Source organism: Devosia sp. XGJD_8, assembly GCF_046614475.1.
Taxonomy (GTDB): Bacteria; Pseudomonadota; Alphaproteobacteria; order Rhizobiales; family Devosiaceae; genus Devosia.
The window spans coordinates 205,459-226,199 of the sequence record NZ_JBKJHF010000001.1 but is presented as its reverse complement, the minus strand read 5'-3'; the positions used below and the strand labels follow the sequence as shown (position 1 = coordinate 226,199).

Annotated in this window: 24 protein-coding genes, 1 tRNA gene and 2 pseudogenes; 4 read left to right on the top strand and 23 right to left on the bottom strand. The window is 64.0% G+C overall.

Annotation, left to right across the window (positions count from 1 at the left end):
• Nucleotides 1-64 precede the first annotated feature (64 nt).
• From ACLI1C_RS01145 to ACLI1C_RS01085, 13 genes and pseudogenes are all read right to left on the bottom strand, one after another.
• Nucleotides 65-268 (bottom strand): hypothetical protein, encoded by a 204-nt coding sequence (locus tag ACLI1C_RS01145; RefSeq protein ID WP_411395014.1) that lies wholly within the window; start codon nucleotides 266-268, stop codon nucleotides 65-67.
• Nucleotides 269-358: 90 nt separating this feature from the next.
• Nucleotides 359-859: a CreA family protein gene (locus tag ACLI1C_RS01140; RefSeq protein ID WP_411395013.1), complete on the bottom strand. Its 501-nt coding sequence runs from the start codon at nucleotides 857-859 to the stop codon at nucleotides 359-361.
• Between the two features lie 67 nt (nucleotides 860-926).
• Nucleotides 927-1,727 (bottom strand): amino acid ABC transporter permease, encoded by an 801-nt coding sequence (locus ACLI1C_RS01135; RefSeq protein WP_411395012.1) that lies wholly within the window; start codon nucleotides 1,725-1,727, stop codon nucleotides 927-929.
• A 168-nt stretch (nucleotides 1,728-1,895) separates the two neighbouring features.
• Nucleotides 1,896-2,696 (bottom strand): transporter substrate-binding domain-containing protein, encoded by an 801-nt coding sequence (locus ACLI1C_RS01130; protein WP_411395011.1) that lies wholly within the window; start codon nucleotides 2,694-2,696, stop codon nucleotides 1,896-1,898.
• An 82-nt stretch (nucleotides 2,697-2,778) separates the two neighbouring features.
• The gene (locus tag ACLI1C_RS01125) at nucleotides 2,779-2,979 is read right to left on the bottom strand and encodes a YegP family protein (RefSeq protein WP_411398177.1); all 201 of its coding nucleotides are present in this window, start codon (nucleotides 2,977-2,979) and stop codon (nucleotides 2,779-2,781) included.
• Nucleotides 2,980-2,991: 12 nt separating this feature from the next.
• Nucleotides 2,992-3,147: pseudogene (locus ACLI1C_RS01120) on the bottom strand (YegP family protein); the annotation flags it as partial.
• A gap of 162 nt (nucleotides 3,148-3,309) precedes the next feature.
• The gene (gene pheT / locus ACLI1C_RS01115; RefSeq protein WP_411395010.1) at nucleotides 3,310-5,727 is read right to left on the bottom strand and encodes a phenylalanine--tRNA ligase subunit beta; all 2,418 of its coding nucleotides are present in this window, start codon (nucleotides 5,725-5,727) and stop codon (nucleotides 3,310-3,312) included.
• A gap of 12 nt (nucleotides 5,728-5,739) precedes the next feature.
• Nucleotides 5,740-6,783: an ASCH domain-containing protein gene (locus ACLI1C_RS01110; protein WP_411395009.1), complete on the bottom strand. Its 1,044-nt coding sequence runs from the start codon at nucleotides 6,781-6,783 to the stop codon at nucleotides 5,740-5,742.
• Nucleotides 6,784-6,888: 105 nt separating this feature from the next.
• Complete coding sequence (pheS, locus tag ACLI1C_RS01105; protein WP_411395008.1) at nucleotides 6,889-8,019, bottom strand: phenylalanine--tRNA ligase subunit alpha; 1,131 nt, start codon at nucleotides 8,017-8,019, stop codon at nucleotides 6,889-6,891.
• 258 nt (nucleotides 8,020-8,277) lie between these two features.
• A complete protein-coding gene (gene rplT, locus ACLI1C_RS01100; protein ID WP_332690983.1) occupies nucleotides 8,278-8,679 on the bottom strand; it encodes a 50S ribosomal protein L20 in 402 nt (133 codons plus the stop codon).
• 20 nt (nucleotides 8,680-8,699) lie between these two features.
• Entirely contained in the window at nucleotides 8,700-8,900 is a 201-nt protein-coding gene (gene rpmI / locus ACLI1C_RS01095; RefSeq protein ID WP_035099236.1) for a 50S ribosomal protein L35, read from the bottom strand.
• Nucleotides 8,901-9,037: 137 nt separating this feature from the next.
• Nucleotides 9,038-9,595 (bottom strand): dihydrofolate reductase family protein, encoded by a 558-nt coding sequence (locus ACLI1C_RS01090; RefSeq protein WP_411395007.1) that lies wholly within the window; start codon nucleotides 9,593-9,595, stop codon nucleotides 9,038-9,040.
• A gap of 103 nt (nucleotides 9,596-9,698) precedes the next feature.
• The gene (locus ACLI1C_RS01085) at nucleotides 9,699-10,544 is read right to left on the bottom strand and encodes a glycosyltransferase family 2 protein (protein ID WP_411395006.1); all 846 of its coding nucleotides are present in this window, start codon (nucleotides 10,542-10,544) and stop codon (nucleotides 9,699-9,701) included.
• A 118-nt stretch (nucleotides 10,545-10,662) separates the two neighbouring features.
• Between ACLI1C_RS01085 and ACLI1C_RS01080 the strand changes: the two genes are divergently transcribed.
• Together ACLI1C_RS01080 and ACLI1C_RS01075 are read left to right on the top strand one after the other, a co-directional pair.
• Nucleotides 10,663-11,082, top strand: coding sequence for an Hsp20 family protein (locus ACLI1C_RS01080; protein ID WP_411395005.1), 420 nt, complete (start codon nucleotides 10,663-10,665; stop codon nucleotides 11,080-11,082).
• A gap of 15 nt (nucleotides 11,083-11,097) precedes the next feature.
• Nucleotides 11,098-11,385 carry a DUF1150 family protein gene (locus ACLI1C_RS01075; RefSeq protein WP_411395004.1) on the top strand — a complete coding sequence of 96 codons (288 nt, stop codon included), beginning with the start codon at nucleotides 11,098-11,100 and terminating at the stop codon, nucleotides 11,383-11,385.
• Nucleotides 11,386-11,456: 71 nt separating this feature from the next.
• Here the strand turns inward: ACLI1C_RS01075 and ACLI1C_RS01070 are convergent, their stop codons facing one another.
• The 9 genes and pseudogenes from ACLI1C_RS01070 to ACLI1C_RS01030 all read right to left on the bottom strand — a co-directional run bounded on the left by ACLI1C_RS01070 (nucleotide 11,457) and on the right by ACLI1C_RS01030 (nucleotide 17,990).
• Nucleotides 11,457-11,924, bottom strand: coding sequence for a PTS sugar transporter subunit IIA (locus ACLI1C_RS01070; RefSeq protein ID WP_411395003.1), 468 nt, complete (start codon nucleotides 11,922-11,924; stop codon nucleotides 11,457-11,459).
• 45 nt (nucleotides 11,925-11,969) lie between these two features.
• Nucleotides 11,970-12,542: an HPF/RaiA family ribosome-associated protein gene (locus ACLI1C_RS01065; protein WP_411395002.1), complete on the bottom strand. Its 573-nt coding sequence runs from the start codon at nucleotides 12,540-12,542 to the stop codon at nucleotides 11,970-11,972.
• 373 nt (nucleotides 12,543-12,915) lie between these two features.
• Nucleotides 12,916-14,424 (bottom strand): RNA polymerase factor sigma-54, encoded by a 1,509-nt coding sequence (rpoN, locus tag ACLI1C_RS01060; protein WP_411395001.1) that lies wholly within the window; start codon nucleotides 14,422-14,424, stop codon nucleotides 12,916-12,918.
• A gap of 377 nt (nucleotides 14,425-14,801) precedes the next feature.
• Nucleotides 14,802-15,563: pseudogene (gene lptB, locus ACLI1C_RS01055) on the bottom strand (LPS export ABC transporter ATP-binding protein); the annotation flags it as partial.
• Nucleotides 15,557-16,009, bottom strand: a complete 453-nt coding sequence (gene lptA / locus ACLI1C_RS01050; RefSeq protein ID WP_411395000.1) for a lipopolysaccharide transport periplasmic protein LptA — start codon at nucleotides 16,007-16,009, stop codon at nucleotides 15,557-15,559. The gene lptA and the pseudogene lptB, both read right to left, overlap by 7 nt.
• On the bottom strand, nucleotides 16,006-16,677 hold the full coding sequence (locus tag ACLI1C_RS01045) for a hypothetical protein (protein ID WP_411394999.1): 672 nt from the start codon (nucleotides 16,675-16,677) through the stop codon (nucleotides 16,006-16,008). Before ACLI1C_RS01045 ends, lptA begins: the two co-directional genes overlap by 4 nt.
• Before the next feature lie 15 nt (nucleotides 16,678-16,692).
• Nucleotides 16,693-17,307, bottom strand: coding sequence for a ribonuclease D (locus ACLI1C_RS01040; protein WP_411394998.1), 615 nt, complete (start codon nucleotides 17,305-17,307; stop codon nucleotides 16,693-16,695).
• A 178-nt stretch (nucleotides 17,308-17,485) separates the two neighbouring features.
• Nucleotides 17,486-17,570: transfer RNA gene (locus ACLI1C_RS01035), tRNA-Leu, on the bottom strand.
• Between the two features lie 57 nt (nucleotides 17,571-17,627).
• Entirely contained in the window at nucleotides 17,628-17,990 is a 363-nt protein-coding gene (locus ACLI1C_RS01030; RefSeq protein ID WP_411394997.1) for a GFA family protein, read from the bottom strand.
• A 145-nt stretch (nucleotides 17,991-18,135) separates the two neighbouring features.
• Between ACLI1C_RS01030 and ACLI1C_RS01025 the strand changes: the two genes are divergently transcribed.
• A complete protein-coding gene (locus tag ACLI1C_RS01025; protein ID WP_411394996.1) occupies nucleotides 18,136-19,122 on the top strand; it encodes a complex I NDUFA9 subunit family protein in 987 nt (328 codons plus the stop codon).
• Between the two features lie 287 nt (nucleotides 19,123-19,409).
• Complete coding sequence (locus ACLI1C_RS01020; RefSeq protein ID WP_411394995.1) at nucleotides 19,410-20,141, top strand: PadR family transcriptional regulator; 732 nt, start codon at nucleotides 19,410-19,412, stop codon at nucleotides 20,139-20,141.
• Nucleotides 20,142-20,252: 111 nt separating this feature from the next.
• Here ACLI1C_RS01020 and ACLI1C_RS01015 read toward each other — a convergent pair whose 3' ends face one another.
• Nucleotides 20,253-20,654, bottom strand: a complete 402-nt coding sequence (locus ACLI1C_RS01015; protein WP_411394994.1) for a DUF1761 domain-containing protein — start codon at nucleotides 20,652-20,654, stop codon at nucleotides 20,253-20,255.
• Nucleotides 20,655-20,741: the final 87 nt, after the last annotated feature.

The following is a 20,741-nucleotide window of genomic DNA, read 5'->3' as shown; positions in this document are numbered from 1 at the left end:
TTTATGTTGTGAGCGAGGGCAGCGCCATGGCGTTCCAAACGGCGCAGCCTTGGGAGAACAGCGCCTAGCTCAGCAGCGCGAGCAGGCTGACCGGGCTGCGGGGATTGCCGACCATATAGGCCAGCAGCGGCGGCAGCACACCGAAGCACATCGCTACCAGCGGGGATGCATTGAGCAGCCGGGCGATGAGATAGACGATGAGAAAGGCCGCCGACGCAAAGAGCAGGTTGGCCGCATTGTCGGCCAGCAGTGCCATCAACCGTCCCATAGCGACCCTCCCAGATGCGCCCGTCCATTCAGGGTGGGCGCGGGATGTTTTCATTCCATGGCGGAATGAACTCGCATTTGGCTAAAGTTGTTATCGGGTGGAAGCGGGGGCGCCGTTGCTCCAGGTGACCTGCTCGCCGGCCAGCGGAATGACCGACAGGCTCATCTTGCCGCTGCCCTGCTGAATTTCGCGGGCATGGGCCAGGTAGATCAGCGAGTTATTGGCGGCGTCATAGATGCGGCTGACGCGCAGCGACTTCCAGATCAGCGAGCGCCCTTCGCGGAAGATTTCCTCGCCGCCCGAACGGGTGGCGATGTCGCCGATGGTGATGGGGCCGGTGACCGAGCAATCGAGCGCGGAATAGGAGGGGTCCTCGAACCAGTTGCCCTGCTGCAGCCGATCGATGAAGGAGCGGTTGAAATAGGCCAGGTGGCAGGTGACGCCGTCGACTTCGGGATCGGCGACGGCATCGATGGCGATGTCATTGCCGGTCCAGTCGACGCCAACGCTGCCCACCTCTCGGCTGTCGCCGCAGGCGGCAAGCGTGACGGCGAGAATGGCGGTCATGGCGAGGGCGGCGAGACGGTGCATCAGCGGGGCTCCTGTAGGTCGGGGCATAGATGGCCCTTCGGTGCCACCACCGCAAGGGCGGGCGGGTTCAGTAGCGCTTCTGGCGCAGATGCCGCTCCAGCCAGCGGACCAGGAGGGACAGCGAAATGGTCATGGTGAGGTAGAGGAAGGCCACGACATTATAGGTCTCGAAGAACAGGAATGTGCCCGAGGAATAGACCTTCCCGAGCTGGGTAATGTCCTGCACCCCGAGCGCCGAGACCAGCGCGCTGTCCTTGATCATGGAGACAAAGTCATTGGCCAGAGGCGGCAGGATGGTGCGCAGGGCCTGGGGGAAGATGATGAGGCGGAAGCATTTCCAACGCGAAAAGCCGAGCGCCCGGGCCGCCTCGATCTGGCCGCGGTCCACGGCCTCGATGCCGGCGCGGAAGATTTCGGCGATGAAGGCGGAGTAGCAGATGGTGAGCGCCACGATGGCGCGCCAGACGAAATCGAACTGGCGGACGGTGATGGCGGTATCGAAGGGCTGCAGCAGCCAATTGACGCCGCCCACCATGGCCGGGGCGCCGACAAAGGCGACGTAGAACAGGAAGACCAGTACGGGAATGCCGCGGATGATCTCGACATAGAAGGTGGCTAGTTCGACGAGGATCCGATTGCCGGAGGTGCGCGCCAGGGCGATGAGCAGACCGAGAATGGTGGCGGCAAAGAAGGCGACGGCGGTGACCCAGAGCGTGGTGGCAATGCCGCCGGACAGGGCGCGGAAGATCTGGGAATAGCCGGTATCCCCGGTTATGCCCCACAGGCCGAGCACGAAGAGCAGCGTGATGGCGAGCAGCCACCACGGAATGCGGGAGAGGATGGAGGGCTTGCGGGGGGTGTAGGTCATGTGTTTTCCGGCGCCGGAGTGGGCGAAGGCCGCATCCGGCGTGTGTGGCCCCACTCCACCCTCGATCCCTCCCCATCAAGGGGGAGGGAGGCGCCAGCGCGGGTATTGGGGTTCATCGTCTCCCCTCCCCGCGAGGGGAGGGTGTCGAGTGGGAATTCAGCGCCTCAACTACTGCGCGGAATTGTATTCGTAGAACCACTTCTGCTGCAGGGCATCCATGGTGCCGTCGGCCTTGATCTGGGCGAGGGCGGCGTTGACCGGGGCGACGAGGTCGGAGCCGGGCGGGAAGATGAAGCCGAAATCCTCGGTGCCGAGCGGGGTGCCGACGACTTTGAAGGCACCCGGATTGGCGCCGATATAGCCATTGGCCGAGGTCTGGTCCATCAGCACGGTATCGATGTCGCCGGACAGCAACGCCTGGACCGAGGCGCCGAAAGTGTCGAACAGCTTGATGCGCGGATTGGCTTCGTCGCCATCCAGCACATTGTAGACCGCGACGTAGAAGTTGGTGGTGCCGGCCTGGGCACCGACCAGGAAGCTGGCATCGGCGGCAAAGCTCTCGGCGTCGGTGAAGCGGCTCTCATCGGCCCGCACCAGCATGAGCTGCTGGGAGGTGAGGTAGGAGTCGGAGAAATCGACCTGGCCCTTGCGCTCGTCATTGATGGTGATGCCATCCATGCCGACATCGAACTGGCCGTCGCGCACCGACTGGATCATCACATCCCAGGAGGTCAGCTCCCAGCGGACGCCGGCATTGAGGCGCTTGGCGATCTCGTTGAAGAGATCATATTCAAAGCCGATGCCCTCGCCGGTGGCCGGATCGGCGAAGTTGAGCGGGACATAGGCATTTTCGGTGACGGCGACGATCTCGCGGCCGGCCAGATCGGGCAGGTCCTGCGCCTGCGGGGCAGCGACGCCCAGGGCGAGAATGGCCGCGGCGGCGGCAAGCAGCTTGTTCAGGTTTGGCATGAGGCAGCAGTCTCCCGGTGCATAGGTTTGCCGGGAGACTAGACCAGACGGAGAGGGGTTGGAAACGGGGATTTCCCGCTTGTCAGCTCTCGTCGACGACTTCGGCCTCCGGGCCGTTCTTCTTGACGGATTCGATGGCGTTGACCGCGCTGGCCTTCTGCTTGTAGCGCTCGGAGCGGACCATGGTTTCGCCATTGGAGGCGACGAAGCGGACGAAGAACTGTTCGTCCTTGGAGGCGTCGATCTCGAAGCGATAGCCCTTGCCTGTCTCCCCCTTTGTCAGATCGACCGTGGCGGCGCCGGGGGCGTTCTTCTTGACCGATTCGATGGCCGACTTGGCGCTGGCCTTCTGCTGGTAGTTTTCCGACCAGACGATGGGTTCGGCATTGTAAACAAAGGCGAATTTGAACTGATCGTTGGCGGCGGCTGTGATCTTGAACTTATGCGCCATGACGCTGGCCCTCCTCAGGAGCGGCCCGCGACCGGGCCGCTTTGCAGGAAACAGAGTAACGCACTGACGGCGGAAGAATAGAGGGAGCCAGCGCCAAATCGCAGGCCCCCTCACCTGGCGCTACGCGCCGACCTCTCCCCCGAGGGGAGAGGTAAGGAAGTATCAGGTGCGCAGCACGCCGCCAGATTGCTTGGTGACTGCTGCAATTATGCTGGCGGAAATCTTGTCGATTTCTTCCTCGGTCAGCGTCTTGTCGGTGGGCTGGAGCGTCACCGCGATGGCGACGGACTTCTTGCCTTCGCCCACATGGCTGCCCTCGAAGACGTCGAAGACATTGACGTCGCGGATCAGCGCCTTGTCGGCGCCGCGGGCGGCCTTGAGGATGGCGCCCGCCGTGACGGCCTTGTCGACGACGAAGGCGAAATCGCGGGTCAGCGGCATCAGCGCCGAGAGATCGAGCGCCGGCTTGGTTTTCGTCGGTTTCTTGCGCGGCTCGGGCAGGGCATCGAGATCGAGCTCGAAGGCAGCCACGGGGAAATCGAGATCGAGCTCGGTGGCCCAGGCGGGATGCAGTTCGCCGAACCAGCCCAGGGTCTTGGGACCCTGCGCGATGCGACCACCGCGACCGGGATGGCTCCAGGGCGCCGGCTCGGCGAAGAGCTGCACCTTGTCGATGTCATAGCCCAGCGCATCGAGCACGGCAGCCAGATCGGCCTTGGCATCGAAGACGGTGACCGGCTCGGCCTTGCCGGACCAGTGGCGGCCCGACCCTTCGAGCCGGGCCGTGCCGGTGCGGATGCCGGTGGCATAGGTGTGCTGCCCTTCGGGCGCGTCGGAGAGGAAGACCTGGCCGACTTCGAACAGGGCCAGGTCCGCCAGGCCGCGATTGGCATTGCGGCGGGCGGCGGCGAGCAGGCCGGGCAGCAGCGAGGGGCGCATGTCGGTCATGTCGGAGGCAATGGCATTGGCCAGCTGCAGGCCTTCCTGGCCGCCGCCGAAGCGGGTGGCCTCGTCATGGGAGATGAAGGACCAGGTCACGGCCTCATCGAGACCTCGGGCAGCAAGAGCGCGGCGGGCGATGCGGCGGCGGTTCTGGATGGTGGTCAGCATGCGCGGCGCGACGTGGTTGAGACGCGGCAGCGGCTCGACCGGGACGTTGTCGACGCCGACCATGCGCATGACCTCTTCCACCAGATCGGCCTTCTGCGTCACGTCGGGGCGCCAGGAGGGCACCTTGACGGTGAACGTATCGCCCTTGCCCGTCATCTCGAAGCCGAGGCGGAAGAGAATGGCGGTGGCCACCATGGGCTCGACGTCGAGCCCGGTGAGGCGGCGAACCTCGGAGAGGGGGAATTCGACGACGGTGTCGGGGAAGACATCCTCGCCAGAAATGGCGGGCTCAAGCGGGGTGCCACCGCAGAGCTCGAGCACGAGGCGGGTGGCGAGTTCGAGACCGGGTTCGGTGAGCGCGGGATCGACATGGCGCTCGAGGCGATAGCGGGCGTCGGAGACAATGCCGGTCTTGCGGCCGCTGCGGGCGATCAGTTCGGGATCCCAGCTGGCGCATTCCATGAAGACATTGGTGGTCGCATCGGTCACGCCCGAGCGGATGCCGCCCATAATGCCGCCGAGGCATAGCGGGCCGGTATCGTCGGCAATGACGGTCATGGTCTCGTCGAGCGTATAGACCTTGTTGTCGAGGGCGTCGAAGGCCTCGTTGCGCGCATTGCGCAGCACCGGCTGGCCATTGAGCTTGTCGGCATCATAGGCATGCAGCGGGCGGCCCCAGCCGAGCGAGACCAGGTTGGTGATATCGACGATGGCGTTGATGGGGCGCAGGCCCACCGCGCGCAGGCGCTGCTGCAGCCAGGCGGGGGACGGTCCGTTCTTGATGCCCTTGATATAGCGGCCGGCGAACTTGCGGATGGCCTTGGGCTCATCGGAACCGAACTGGTGCGGCAGCGGCGCGATGGGGCTCGGGCCGTTCGAGGCGACCGGGGACATGTCGGTGGCTTTGAGCGTGCCCAGGCCAAAGGCGGCCAGATCGCGGGCTATGCCATAGACGCCGGTGGCGTCGCCGCGATTGGGGGTGATGGAGATGTCGAAGACCACGCCATTGATGCCGGCATAGTCGGTATATTTGACGCCGACGGGCGCATCGGCGGGCAGCTCGATAATGCCGTCATGGTCGTTGGACAGTTCCAGCTCGGCATTGGAGCAAAGCATGCCGTTGCTGACCTGCCCCCGGATATTGCCTTTGCCGATGGTCATGTCCTTGCCCGGGATATAGGTGCCGGGGAAGGCGAAGACCGACTTGAGGCCGGTGCGCGCATTGGGGGCGCCGCAGACCACGTCGATGAGCTCGCCCGTGCCCGCGTCCACCTTGCAGACGCGGAGCTTGTCGGCATTGGGGTGCTGTTCGGCCGAGACGATATGGGCGGTGACGAAGGCCGCGAGCGCTTTGCCCTGATCTTCCATGCCCTCGAGTTCGAGGCCAACCAGGGTCAGCGTCTTGCCGATCTCGTCGGGGGACGCATCGGTATCGAGGTGCTCCTTGAGCCAGTCGAGGGTGAATTTCATGTGTTTGGCACCTTAGCGGAAATCGGACTTGCTGCCGTTGATCGGCGGCAGGGCACGGGAAATTTTCATCAGTTCGACGAGGACGTTGGCAAAGCCGCGGGCATCGTCGATGGCTTTGTGAGTGTGGGCGATGTGGCCGTAGAATTCGGCGGGCAGCTTGCTCATGCCCCAATCGAGATAGGGCGCGCCGCGCAGGGTGCCGGCCATGGTGTAGAGGCAGACGCCGCCGCCGCGGAAGATCTGCCGGCCCTTGAAGGGACCGGACAAAGCGCGCGTGCCGGCATATTCGTCGAGATAGTGGTCCATCCACAGCCCGTCGAAAATCATCGGCGCGGCGACGAAGACCTTGGGGCCGGGCAGGCCTTCGACCCAGTCGGCAAAGCGCGGCATGACCACGGCCGGATCTTCCGCGCCATTGGTCGCGGCTTCCCAGGCTTCAGGCTGGGTCTGCCACCATTCCATGGTGGTTTCGTTGGTGGTGCGATCGGGGCGCGGCCTCAGCACGGCTTCGAATTCACCATGGGCCGTGCCATCGGCCTCGATGGCCACCGAGGCGAAGCTCAGCATGGAATTGTGCAAGGGCGTCGGGCCGTCGCTTTCGATATCGGTGACGATGAAAATGGGCGAGGCGACGCGGTTATAGACATCGCGGCCGGCCGGCAGCACGGTGACGAGGCGGAAGGTCTCGCAGACCAGCTCCATAGCGGGCGAGAAACCGCCATTGCGGGCAAAATAGGCCTCGTGGCCGGCGCGCCAGGCAGCGTAGTCGCCCTCCCCTTCCCGATCGGTGAAAGCGGGATCGACATCGTCGAAGCGCAGGGTTTCGACCGAGAGGGTTTCGATGACGCAGGCCGGCTCGCCCGCGCCATTGAGGACGACGTCGCGGCGGCCGACTTCGGGCATGGGCTCGCCGCCCGCACCATAATCGCGCAGGGCGCCGCAGGTCGCGGTCTTCTTGCCGGCGAGGACGAGGGCGAGCAGCTCATCGGCCAGCTCGGGCGAGTCGCCGAAGCTGAACTGGATGGCGTCGGCGTATTGGGGCGGGAGGGTGGTCAAGAGGTAGCCTCATCACCACGAAGCGCATCCCGATCACAGCGCGGCACCTCCCCCTTGATGGGGGAGGGTGTCGACTGAGAGATCAGTTCCGAAAAGCCAAGCATGCTAGCTGCTCAGCCCCCCGAACAGCGTCGGCAAGTCCAGCGGCCTGAACCCGTAGTGGTCGAGCCAGCGCTGGTCGGCGTCGAAGAAGGCGCGCAGGTCGGGCATGCCGTATTTGAGCATGGCGATGCGATCGATGCCCATGCCCCAGGCGAAGCCCTGGTAGATATCGGGGTCGAGGCCGGCATTGCGGATCACATTGGGGTGGACCATGCCGCAGCCGAGGATTTCAAGCCAGTCGCTGCCTTCGCCGATCTTGACCTCATTGCCCGAGCGATCGCATTGCACGTCGACTTCCATCGATGGCTCGGTGAAGGGGAAGAAGCTGGGGCGGAAGCGCAGCGTAACGTTGGGCACCTCGAAATAGGCCTTGAGGAATTCCTCGAGCACCCAGCGCAGCTGGCCGATATGGCTCGACTTGTCGATGACGAGGCCCTCGACCTGATGGAACATCGGGGTATGGGTCTGGTCACTGTCATTGCGATAGGTGCGGCCGGGCATGACCACGCGGATGGGCGGATCCATGGCCGGGGTGATGTAGCCGGCGGCCGGCTTTTCATTGGTCTTCTGCATGACGCGCATCTGCACCGGCGAGGTGTGGGTGCGCAGCACCTTCTTCACCCCGTCGGCGCCGGGCTTCATGAAGAAGGTGTCGTGCATTTCGCGCGCCGGGTGACCTTCGGGGAAGTTCAGCGCGGTGAAATTGAAATAGTCGGTCTCGATATCGGGACCTTCGGCGATGGAGAAGCCCATATCCGAGAAGATGGCGGTGATCTCGTCGATGGTCTGAGAGATCGGGTGGATGCGGCCGCGGGCGGTGGGGGCTGGCTGCAGCGGCAGGGTAATATCGACGGTTTCGGCCTTGAGGCGGGCGTCGAGCGCGGTGGATTTGAGCTGGCTGCTCTTGGTTTCGATCAGGCCGGCGATCTCGACCTTGAGGCCGTTGATGGCGGGGCCGGCGCTCTTGCGCTCTTCGGGGGCCATGGAGCCGAGCGAGGCGAGGAGCGCCGAGACGCTGCCCTTCTTGCCCAGGGCGGCGACGCGCACGGCGTCGAGCGCGGCCTCGTCACCAGCGGCGGCAATGGCAGCCGAGAGGTCGGCGCGAAGGGTGGCGATCTGGGTATCGAGGGACATGGCGGTCTCGTTGGGTCGTGTTGGCTGCGTTAGAGCATTTTTGGGTGACGGGAGTCAGGCCCAAAATGCAGCAAGTGTCGTCTCGTGCCTAAACCATGGCTGGGCCACTCGGGCATAGCCCTCGTGGCCTTCTCGCCTAAAATCGCTCCACCGGAGCGATTTTGCCTACGGCCGGCTCGAAGAGCAAAAAAAACGCCCCGCGCCAGCCTTCACAGGCGGCGCAAGGCGCTATTTTGACCTCAGCAGAGCTGGGGAGTGTTAGGCGGTGACGCGCGCGTGGGTCGTAGCATCGACCTTTTCGAGATACGCGAGCGCTGCCTTGGCCTTGGCGACCAGCACGCCGAACGCTTCGGGCTGGGTGATCGCGAGATCGCTCAGCACCTTGCGGTCAACGGCAACCTCAGCCTTGCTGAGGCCGTCGATAAATCGACCATAGGTCAGCCCGTAATCGCGCACGGCAGCGTTGATGCGCTGGATCCAGAGCGCGCGGAAATTGCGCTTCTTGACGCGACGATCGCGGTACGCGTACTGGCCGGCCTTTTCGACGGCCTGCTTGGCGATACGGATCGTGGACTTGCGGCGGCCATAATAGCCCTCCGCAGCCTTCAAGACCTTCTTGTGACGGGCGTGATTGGTAACGCCTCTTTTAACGCGTGACATGTGTCAGCTTCCTTTCAGCGTTAGCGGTTGTACGGCATGTACCACTTGACCAGACCCTCGTCGCCCTTGGACAGGATCTTGGTGCCGCGGTTCGTGCGGATGTACTTGGCGTTGTGGTTGATCAGGCGGTGGCGCTTGCCGGCGACGCCTGCCTTGACACGACCGGTCGCTGTGAAGCTGAAGCGCTTTTTGGCGCCAGACTTCGTCTTCATCTTGGGCATTTTGCGGGTCCTTAGAGTAAGTGGATGGATTTGGGCCCATCGCATTCAAGAACCGCCACGGCATGCCTTTTGGCCGGGCGGTCCGGAGAAGTGGGCTCTATAGGGGGAAAGAGCCTGAGTGGCAAGTCCTCGCAGGGCTAAATCAGTCGCGGCTGGTAGAGCAGGTTGACGCCCTGCCCCGACTGGCTGGAATGAATCAGTTCAAGCTGCACCGGAGGCTCGCCCGTATCGGCGAAGATCGGAACGCCGGCACCGATCAGCACGGGCGCCACCTGCAGCAGGATCTGGTCGACAAGGCCGACGCGCAGCAGGGACGAACCCAGAGTAGGGCCGAGAATGACGACCATCTTGCCATTGGCGGTGGCCCTGGCCATGGCGACGGCGGCAGGCAGGTCATTGCCATCGGCAAACCTGTATCGCGGATCATCGGGAAAGGGGCGGCGGGTGACCACATATTCGGGGATATCGTCCATGCCATAGGCCTTGGGCACCTCGTCCCAATCCTGTGAAATGTCATACCCGCGGCGGCCACCGAGGGTGCAGCCAAGACTGGCCATGACCTCTTCGACCAACGGATTGTCGGGTGGCGGCCCCACATCATCACCCATCATGAAAGCAAGGCTGTCGTTCACGTCGGCGGCAAAGCCGTCGAGGCTGATCGCGGTGTGCCAGATGACACCATCCTTCTTGAGCATCGTCGTCTCCTTTGCGAGGCTGCTTCAAGCTAGACGAGCGACGGTGCGCCTGCGCGACATATGGCATGCATTTTCCTGCCCGCCTGGCGCGACAGAAGGCGGCCTAGTGTGCAGCGACCGCGAGCATGGGCTGGAGGTGATCTTCAAACAGCAGACCCGGCTGCGCGGCGAGAGCAGCCGCGTAGCGCGCCTCGGCGGCGAGGGAAATGGTGAGGAAGGCGACGAGACCCTCCACGTCCCGGGCGGGGAGGCCATAGTGGCCGGTTTGGAGGCGGCGCAGGATTTCGGTCTTGGAGCGGATCATGCCGGCGGCGACATTGCTGCCATTGCTCATCGAGCTCGAGCGCTTGATGTAGTCATGCAGCGGAGTGCCCAGATGGAAGGAGGCAGGCGCCGTGCGGTAGAGCTGGAGCAGGAATTCGAGGTCGGTCATGTTGCTCATGGTGGGATCGTAGCGGCCATCGGCGCGGCGGCGATCCCAGACCAGCATGGAATCCATCGATAGGCTGACCCATTTATGCGCCCCCGGGGTCAACAGGCGGTCAGGCCCGTCCCCGACATGGCGGAGATGGGTGAAGCTGTCGGTCATCACGTCGAGGGCGGTGGTGACAATGGCGTGATCGGCCAGGGCCGCGACGGCGCGTTCGAGCTTGGATGGCTTGAGGCGATCATCGGCATCGAGAATGGCGGCATAGGGCGCGGTGATCTGCTCGAGCGCCACATTGCGGGTATTGGAGGCGCCGCGGCCGGTGCCGCCGCTGGAGAGAAACCGGATGCGGGGATCGCGGATGCCGGCCCCTGCGAGGAAAGCCGCGTAATCGGCACCATCATCGGCGATGAGCCAGAGTTCCCAATGGGGCCAGGTCTGGTCGAGGACGCTCTGCACCGTGGTGACGATAGTGTCCTGGGCCTTCCAGGCGGGCGTGATGACGGCGACGGTCTGATCCATGGGTCCTGCCGATGCACTTGAATGGGACAATGGCTTGTCCCATATCTGCTGCAAGCGTGTGATGCCAAGAGTTGATGGGTCCGCGCCGATACGTTGCTTGATATCAAGGACGGCGTGGATGTCGCGTATTTCGGTGTTTTCAGCACCCTTTCTCCTCGGCTTCGACAGTTTCGAGGAGCGTGTCGATCGGCTGACCAAGTCCGCCGATGGCTACCCGCCCTACAATATCGAGCGCACGACCGATGCCGAAGGCACGGAGCGCTTCCTGATTTCCATTGCCGTCGCCGGTTTTGGGGTCAGCGAGCTCGATGTGCTGGCCGAGGACAACCAGATCGTGGTCCGCGGCAAGCAGAAGGACGAGCCCGGACGGGACTTCCTGCATCGCGGCATTGCCGCACGGCAGTTCCAGCGCGCTTTTCTTCTGGCCGATGGCATGATCGTGAAGGACGCAACTTTAGGGCATGGTATGCTCGTTATTGTTGTAGAGCGTCCCCGGACGCCCAAGATCGCCCGACGTATCGAAATTCGCTCAGTTTGAGGAAAGGGCCGACACATGTATGAGAAACGCAATAACGAAGCTGCGGCCGAAGCGCTGATCCACCCGCTCAAGTCGTTGACCGAGGCGCAGTTCGCTGCGCTGGGCGGGGATGCCGTCGCCTATGTGCGGCCGGTGAGCGGCGCCATGCTGTCGACCATGATCCAGGACACCCCGTTCGAGGACGAGGCCGATTACCAGTTGGTCATGTCCGCCGACGGCACGCCGCTGCTGGTCACCGATACGGAAGATGCCGTGCTGGACTGGCTCGGCGACAAGAACCTGGGGCTGGCGACGCTGCACTAGCAGCGGCGGCCATGCCTGAAATGCAGCCCCCGGACTTTACGGTCCGGGGGCTTTGTCATGAGCAGATGAAATCAGGCCGCGTAGTAGGTTTCGAAGGGGGCGGTGAGCACCGCCCGCAGTTGGGCTGGATCGTCGAGCCGGCGCAGTTCATCGACAACCGCCTCGGTGCGCAGCAGACGGGCCACGCGCGAGAGAGCCTTGAGATGATCGGCGCCAGCGCCGGCGGGCGCCAGCAGCATGACCACGAGATCGACCGGCTGGTCGTCGACCGAATCATATTCGATCGGCTGGTCCAGTCGGGCAAACAGGGCAATGACCTGCTTGAGGCCGGCAATCTTGCCGTGGGGAATGGCGATGCCATTGCCCAACCCCGTCGATCCCAGTTCTTCACGGCTGGTGATCGAATTGAGGATGTCGTCGGCAGGGTGCCCACTGATCTCCGCCGCTCGCGCGGCAAGTTCTTCAAATAACTGGCGTTTTGTTTTTACGTCCGTGCAGCAAAGCACAGCGCGGTCAGCCAGGATATCGGCCAATTCCATAAATCTGCCTTGGATCAACTTCGCTTGATGTGGCGCCGGGGGCGCTCAATTGGCCCCGAGGGCTGGGTCAATCCAGCCAATATTGCCGTCGGAGCGGCGGTAAACCACATTCAGCCCGCCATGTCCAGCATGGCGGAACATCACAACCTGGCCACCGGTGAGATCAAGCTCCATCACGGCCTCCTCGACGCTGAGCTGACGCAGGTTCTTGGTGGTCTCGGCGATCACCGGGGGTGCATAGTCCTCATCGAGCTCGTCGAACTCGCTGCCGGCGCCCAGAACGGTATATTGCGCGGTGGTTTCGGCATCGCCATTGGCGCCACGCGGACGCTGCCGGAGCTTACGGTTGTAGCGGCGCAGGCGCTTCTCGATATTGACCGCCATGACCTCATAGGCGCTGGTGGCGTCGCCGCCCTGGGCGCTGGCCTGCAGGGTGGCACCGGTATCGAGGTGCACGACGCAATCGGCGCGGAAGCCGATGCCATCGGGGGTGAGGGTGAGATGACCGTCATAGCCGCCGTCAAAATACTTGCCGACCACTGCGGCGAAATGATCCTGCGCCTTGCCGCGCAGGGCATCGCCAACGTCCATGTTCTTTCCTGAAACGCGTAAAGTCATGGCTTCCTCTTCCTTCTGTCGCTTGGTTCGACGCGAGGTTCTCGAAAAGCCGGACTCCCGGATTTTCGGGATCACGCTGCCGCTTACCCAAGATGGGTATCCGGCGAACTCGATGCTAGACCCGCCCGCGCCAGGGAAGCAATGCGCAACTGCCCCGACCGGTTCGTTTATCGCTTGGACTTCGCCATAGAATGGCCTTAGCCTTCGCGGGCGGATGGGAAAGCGGGTGATTTGACCGGGTTGGAGCACCCCCACCTAACCTCCCCCTGGAAGGGGGAGGGACAGATCTGGTGATGTGCAGCATTGTGCCTCGACCACCGCGCGGTTCCTCCCTCTTCCAGGGGAGGCCAGGTGGACGTCCCACACTCCACGCTCAGACTTTTTCGAGATTCTTCTTTTGTCTGCGCCGGATGACCGAGGAGGGGATATTCATGCCCTCGCGGTATTTGGCCACGGTGCGCCGAGCCACGTCGATGCCCTGCTCCTGCTTGAGCAGGTCGGCAATGGTATCGTCTGACAGAATGTCGCTGAGCGCTTCGGCATCGATGAGCTGGCGGATGCGGTGGCGCACCGCTTCGGCCGAATGGTCGCTGCCGCCGTCGCTGGAGGCGATGGCGGTGGTGAAGAAGTATTTCATCTCGTAGAGGCCGCGCGGCGTCGCCATATATTTGTTGGAGGTGACGCGGCTGACGGTGGATTCGTGCATGTCGATGGTCTCGGCCACCATCTTGAGCGTCATGGGCTTGAGATGGGCGATGCCGTGGGTGAGGAAGCCATCCTGCTGGCGCACGATCTCGGCAGCGACCTTGAGGATGGTCTGCGCGCGCTGGTCGAGGCTCTTGGTGAGCCAGTTGGCGGTGGCGAGACAATCGGACAGGAAGCTCTTTTCGCCGGCGTCGCGCGCCTTCTTGGTCACGCTTGCGTAGTAGACACGGTTGACCAGCACGCGCGGCAGCACTTCGGTATTGAGCTCGATCTGCCAGGCGCCATCGGGGCCGCGGCGCACGAAGACGTCGGGCACCACGGATTCGACGGGGCCGGAATCAAAGGCGAGACCCGGCTTGGGATCGAGCTGGCGGATTTCGGCCAGCATGTCGGAGAGGTCTTCGCGGTCGCAGCCCACGGCGCGCATCAGGCCGGCCATGTTGTGCTCGGCCAGCATGCCGATATTGTCGAGCAAAGCCATCATCATGGGGTCGAGCCGGTCGCGCTCGCGCAGCTGGATGGCGAGGCATTCCGGCACCGAGCGGGCAAAGACCCCCACCGGATCGCAGCCCTGCAGTGCTTCGAGCACGGCTTCGACATCGGCCAGCTCGGCGCCCAGCTGTTCGGCGAGCGCGGTGAGATCGGTTGTGAGATAGCCGGCCTCGTTGAGCCCGTCGATCAGGTGGCGGGCGATCAGGCGATCGGCCACCGTGCGCAGGATCATGTTGGACTGGTTTTCCAGATGCTCGCTGAGAAGCGGGCGGCTGGCGATGAACTGGTCGATATCTGGCGCTTCGCCCGCCTCGCTCGAGCCATTGCGGTCGAGCCGGCTGGCGGGATTGAGCTGGTCCTGCGCGCCTTGGTCGGGAAAGACATTCTCGACGGCCGTATCGTAGCCGTCGGCTATGGAATTGGCATCCTGGATGCGGTCGCCGCGATCCACCGTATCCTCATAGGCGCTGATTTCCTGGCTGCGCTCGGGGATTTCGGCCGGTTCGGCATCGCCGGGCTCGGCGCCATCCTCGCGCTCGAGCAGCGGGTTGCGCATCAGTTCGGCATCGACGAAATCGTTGAGTTCAAGATGACTGAGCTGCAGCAGGCGAATCGACTGCATCAGTTGCGGCGTCAGCGTCAGGCTCTGGGCCTGGCGGAATTCGAGACGCGGCGAAAGTGCCATTGAGCTAGTGACCCTCGACCCTAATCCATGCCGTTTCCGGCTTCTTCCCGGGCGGACCATGACTCATTTTTGGGCAGCGGGCAAGCGGGAGGGCAAGTTCCGTGCCAAGTGGTTCTTCTGCTCCATGGGTGCGCGCGACTCCACCCCACCCTCGGTCCCTCCCCATCAAGGCGAGGGAGGCGTCGGCTCCGCTTTCGGTGTTCATCGTCTCCCTCCCCCTTGTGGGGAGGGATCAAGGGTGGGGGTGGTTTGGCCGGGATATCGGGGCTCCCAACACCCCGTCAAAGGAGGGAAAAGCCTTCGCCATTGGCCATAGGCCTCATGGCCTAGTCGCTTCAATCGATCCACTGGAGCGATTTGCCCCTTCGGGTCGGCGCCTAGAGCTCAAACCCTTCGCCGAGATAGACCCGGCGGGCGTCGGGGTCGGCGCTGATGGTTTCGGGCTTGCCCTGGATCATCACCTTGCCGCCATGGATGACATAGGCGCGATCGACCAGGCCCAGCGTCTCGCGCACGGCATGATCGGTGATCAGCACGCCGATGCCGCGGCGGGTGAGCTGGTGGACGAGGCCCTTGACCTCGCTGACGGCAATGGGATCGACGCCGGCAAAGGGCTCGTCGAGCAGCATGAAGACCGGATCGGCCGCCAGGGCCCGGGCGATTTCGACGCGGCGCCGCTCGCCACCCGAGAGCGCCAGGGCATTGGCCTTGGCCAGGTGCTGGATGGAAAATTCCTCGAGCAGGGCCTCGAGCCGGGCCTGGCGCTCGCCGCGGCCCTTCACGTGGTTTTCGAGCACCGCCATGATATTGCCGCGCACGGTGAGGCCGCGGAAAATCGAGGGCTCCTGGGGCAGATAGCCGATGCCGAGCTGGCCGCGCTGGAACAGCGGCAGGCGGGTAATGTCGCGGCCATCGAGGCTGATGAGGCCCGCATCGGGCTTGAGCAGACCCATGATCATGGTGAAGACGGTGGTCTTGCCGGCGCCATTGGGGCCGAGCAGGCCGACGGCCTCGCCCCGCCGCACGGCGATGGAGACATCGCGGACGACGGCCCGCTTGCCGAAGCTCTTGGCGAGGCCATGAGCCACCAGCCAGCCGGTCTGGTCGATGCGGGGCTTGTCGGTGGCGGGCGTCATTGCGAGGTGAAAACCCCGGTGACGCGGCCGCCGCCACTGCTGGTGAAGGTGGAGACATTGGTCTCGAGGTTCACCACCAGTTCGGCGGCATCGATGGTGCCACCCGAATTGATCACCTGGACATTGCCGGTGAGCCGCAACAGCTGGTCGCCGGGGGTGAAGACGGCGCGATCGCCGGTGGCATTCTGCTCGGGTGTTTCGAGCCGCACCGAACCGGTGGCCTCGAAGGTCTCGATATCGGTGGTGCCGCCCTCGCCATAGGTGGCGACGACCTTTTCCGCCCAGACCTTCACGCTGGGATGGATGACCACGACATTGCCGGTAAACACCGCTTCCTGGGTGTTTTCGTCGACGGTGAAGAGATCGGCGGTGATCTCGACCGGTTGCTGGGCCAGAGCGGGATGGGCCGCGAATGCCAGAGCGAGAACCAGCAGGAGGCGCTTGATCATGGGGTCTGCATCTCGGTTTGGGTCTGCATCTCGGTCTTCTTGGCTCCGGGCGTATCGGGCAGGGTGACGGTGGCGCGGGTGAAAGTCCAGACCAGGCTGACGGCATCATAGGTCATGCCTTCGGCCACCAGATGGGTGCCGTCGGCATAGTCGATGGTAACCGCGCCATTGCCCACCAGTTGCTGGGTGGCATAGTCGAACACCGAATCGCCGATAATGCCTTTGGTTCCCAGCGAATTGGCGATGTCGGCCTCCTCTTCGACCAAAACCAGCTGGCGGGTCGTATCGAGCACGGCGGCGGCGGCATCGACCGTCATGACGACGCCGTCGGGGCGCGTCATGGTGAGCGCGGCATCGCTGAGGCCGATCTGGTCGATGGTTTCGGTCGCGGCCTTGGCGGCGCTGGCCGAGATGCGATAGGCGGTGCCGTCATCGAGCAGGCCGGTATATTCGGGGGCCTCGACCATGACATTGTCGGGCGTCACGGCAATCTGGCCGACGCCGAAGCGGCTGCCCAGGCTCGAAATATAGATCTGCCCGATCAGCGAAACCAGAGCCAGGACCCCCAGTGCCGGCACGCCGATGCGCAGGATCGACACGATGCGGTTGCGCGCCTCTAGCCGCCGATAGGTTTGCAGGCGCTGGGCAGAGTCACCATGCAGGGTCATGCTTACCCCCAAAGGTCAGCTATGGGCGAAGATATCGGTTTCGCCCCAGCCCAGCAGATCGAGTTCGCAGCGCGTCTTGAGGAAATCGAAGCAGGACTGGGCCAGCTCCATGCGGCCCTCGCGCTTGAGCATGCGATCGAGATGGCGCTTGAGATCGTGCAGGTAGAGCACGTCGGAGGCGGCATAATCGAGCTGGGCGTCGCTGATCTTTTCGGCGCCCCAGTCCGAGCTCTGCTGATGCTTGGAGAGATCGACATTGAGCAGCTCGCGCACCAGGTCCTTGAGGCCATGCCGGTCGGTATAGGTGCGCACCAGCTTACTGGCGATCTTGGTGCAATAGACCGGGCCGGTCACCACGCCGAAGCGGTTCTGGAGGGCGGCAACGTCGAAGCGGGCATAGTGGAAGATCTTGGTGACGGCAGGGTCGGCGAGCAGGCTGACCAGATTGGGCGCCTCGGTGGCATCCTGGGGGATCTGCACCACGTCGGCGCTGCCATCGCCGGGCGAGAGCTGGACGACGCAGAGCCGGTCACGATGGGGGTGCAGGCCCATGGTCTCGGTATCAATCGCGACTTCGCGGCCATAACGGGACAGGTCCGGCAGGTCGCCGCGGTGCAATCGAATGGCCATGGGAGTCTCGCAAGAATTCGGTGGTCTTCCCTGATGACACAGCATCGGGGCGATGGGAAGGCGGAGGCGGCCCGCGGGGATCATCGCCCCCTCCCCTCGGTCGCCCCGACTGCGAAACCCACAATGGCCAAAGAAAAACCCCGGCCGCGACTTTCGTCGGGACCGGGGTTTTGAAAATTGGTGCCCAGAAGAGGACTCGAACCTCCACACCTTGCGGTACACGGACCTGAACCGTGCGCGTCTACCAATTCCGCCATCTGGGCAAGCGGTGGTGTAACTAGGGGGCGCGCCGACCGATGTCAATCACCTATTCGCGACGCTCACCAGTTGGCGCCATCCCAATGCTTGATCGCGGCGCGATCGATGGGCGGCGCATCCTCGAGACAGTTGACATTGATCATCACCAGCTCGTTGCCCTTGCCGTCCGAACCGCGGGCGAAGGACTCTATGCCGCAGGTGCGGCAGAACAGGTGATCGATGGTCTCGGTGCTGAACTGGAAGATGGACAGCTGATCCTCGCCGCTCTCCAGCGTGAAATCGGCAGCGGGCAGCGACTGCATGACCCAGCCCAGGCGCCGGCAGCGCGAGCAGTTGCAGTCGCCCATCGTGGACAGATCGGTGGTGGCGGTATAGCGCACGGCGCCGCAATGGCACTGGCCGTGATAGGTTCTGGTTTCGGGCATGGGGCACCCCTCCTGTGTCTTTAGTGAACAAAACAAGAACAAATGCCGGCCGGAGTCAAGCCGATTTCCCGCTCCGGCCCTCGACAGCGGCGGCGGCCTTGGGATAGAAGCGGGAACGTTTCATGCCTGTTTGCCGGAGCCCAAGATGGATCGCCTCGAACCCAAACTCGTCACCATTTTCGGCGGCGCGGGCTTTGTCGGCACCCAGATCGTGCAATTGCTGGCGCGGCGCGGCCATCGCATCCGCGTGGCGGTGCGCCGGCCGGAGCTGGCCGGGCATGTGAAAATGTATGGCAGCGTCGGGCAGATCCAGCCGATCCAGGCCAATCTGCGCAATGCCGCCTCCGTGCGCCATGCGGTGCAGGGCGCCGATATCGTCATCAACCTGGTCGGCATCGGCCATTCGGCCGGCAAGCAGAGCTTTGAGGCGGTGCATGTCGATGGCGCCCGCAATGTTGCGAAAGCGGCCAGGGCGGCCGGCGCCTCGACGCTGGTGCATATGTCGGCGCTGGGCGTCGACAAGGCCGCCGAAGTCAGCCGCTATGCCGCCAGCAAGCTGGATGGCGAGGCCGCCGTGCTCGAGGCCTTTCCCAATGCCGTCATCATGCGGCCCTCGATCATCTTCGGGCCGGGCGATGGCTTTTTCAACCTGATGGGGGCGCTGGCCCGCTTCTTCCCGGTGCTGCCGCTGATCGGCGGTGACACCAAGTTCCAGCCGGTCTATGTCGGCGACGTGGCCGAGGCCTTCGCGCTGGCTGCCGAGGGCAAGGTCAAGGGCGGGCGCATATATGAACTGGGCGGGCCGCAGGTGGAAACCTATCGTGCGCTGATGGAGCGGGTGCAGCGGGAAGCGGCGCGCAAGCGGCCGATGCTGCCGCTGTCGCCGGGCATTGCCAAGCTGCTGGCCCTGCCGCTGTCCATCCTGCCGGGCACGCCGCTGATCACCGCCGACCAGGTGGAACTGCTCGGGGTGGACAATGTGGTGTCCGAGGCGGCAAGCCGGGACAAGCGCACGCTGGCGGCTTTCGGCATCACGCCGACGGCAATGGATGCCATCCTGCCCAGCTACATGTACCGCTTCCGCAAATACGGGCAGTTCGACCGCGACAACGCACCGGCGCCGATTCTCTAGGCGTCTATTCGGCGACCACGACCAGCGCTAGAGCGCCGAGAATGGTCAGTATCCCGTACAGCAACAGTCCGGGCAGACCCTTGGGTCGCTCGGGCTTTTTTCTGTCCGGCTCGGACTGGTTCACGCGCATCGTCTCCTCCATCGATGGACTGACCCGTATGTCAACGCGGCACCCGGCCGAAGGTTGCATGACACGTTGATCACTATCTTAAGATATATCTTGAAAATGCCATGAGGCGCCCCGATCTTCTGAGCCAATGCAGTTCAAGATATATCGGAGACCCATCATGGGAAATAACTGGAGAGACGGCGAGCCCAATTGGCGCCGCATGGAAGCCATGGCCCGCCGCGGCTGGGGTCGGTTTGCCGCCGGCATCGAAAGCGGCGAGGGCTGGGGCAATATGGGCGGCAATTTCCGCATCGGCCGCATGCTGGCCTCGGGCGACCTGCGGCTGGTGGCACTCTACCTGATCGAGCAGCAGCCGCGGCACGGCTATGACCTGATCAAGGCGATCGAGGAAAAATCGGCGGGCTTTTATACGCCCAGCCCCGGCATCGTCTATCCGGCGCTGACCTTTCTCGAGGAAGCCGGCTATGTGACGTCGCAGACCGACGGCAACAAGAAGCTCTATACGATCACCGACGAGGGACGCGCGCATCTCAGCGACAATCGCGAGGCGATCGAATCCACCCTGGCATTCCTGGCCAAGGCGGGCGAGCAGATGAATCGCTTCCGCGAATTCGCCAAGGCCGACTGGCCGTTTGGCCGCGAGGGCGAAGCGGGCGAACATCCTCCGCATCGCGGGCATGGTCCCGGCTGGGCCCCCGGCCCGGCGCCGGACACCGACCGCGACCTCAAAGACGTGGTGCCCGAGCTCAACCAGGCCCGGCGCGACCTCAAGGCGGCGATCAAGAAGGCGCGGCGCACCTCCGAGGACCAGCAGCGCCACGCTGCCGAAATCCTCAAGCGCGCAGCGGCCGAAATCGAGGCGCTGAGCGAAGACGAAGTGGACATCTGAACGATAGAAACCCCACCCGGCCTCCCCCTGAAGAGGAGGAGGGACTGGCTGGTGGCTCTCGAGGGCTCGTGCCCCTTCCCCTTCAGGGGGGCGCGGGTGGGGTATGGTCTCTCAGCGCCAGAGACCCAGAATCAGGCCCATGACGGCAAAGCCGATGGTGAGGTAGCCGCCATTGATCAGGAAGTAGCTCAACGGCCGGCGTTCGAAGAGGGTGATGACGCCGACGCTCAGCGCCGCCCAGCCGAAACCGGCTGCAACGGCCGCGCCGATGGCAAAGCTCAGCGTCGTCTCCGGGCCGGCGATGAAAAAGGCCAGGTTGGCCGCCATGATCAGCGTCAGCACGAAGGCCACGCCGAAAATCACCGCCGGATTCCCCCGCGCCATATCGGCGTCACTGATATTGCCGGCGCGCCGCCAGGCCTTGTCGAACAGCAGGGGCGAGTACCAGAGCCCCCCGATCACGAACATTGAAAGCGCCGCGGCGATCACCGCCGGCCAGTTGACCATTGGCATTGTCTGTCCTCCCTTAGGCGCACGCTTCCAGATGGACTTCGCGCCGCACCCATGGCCGCAAGCAAATCCCTGGGCGAGGCGGCTGAC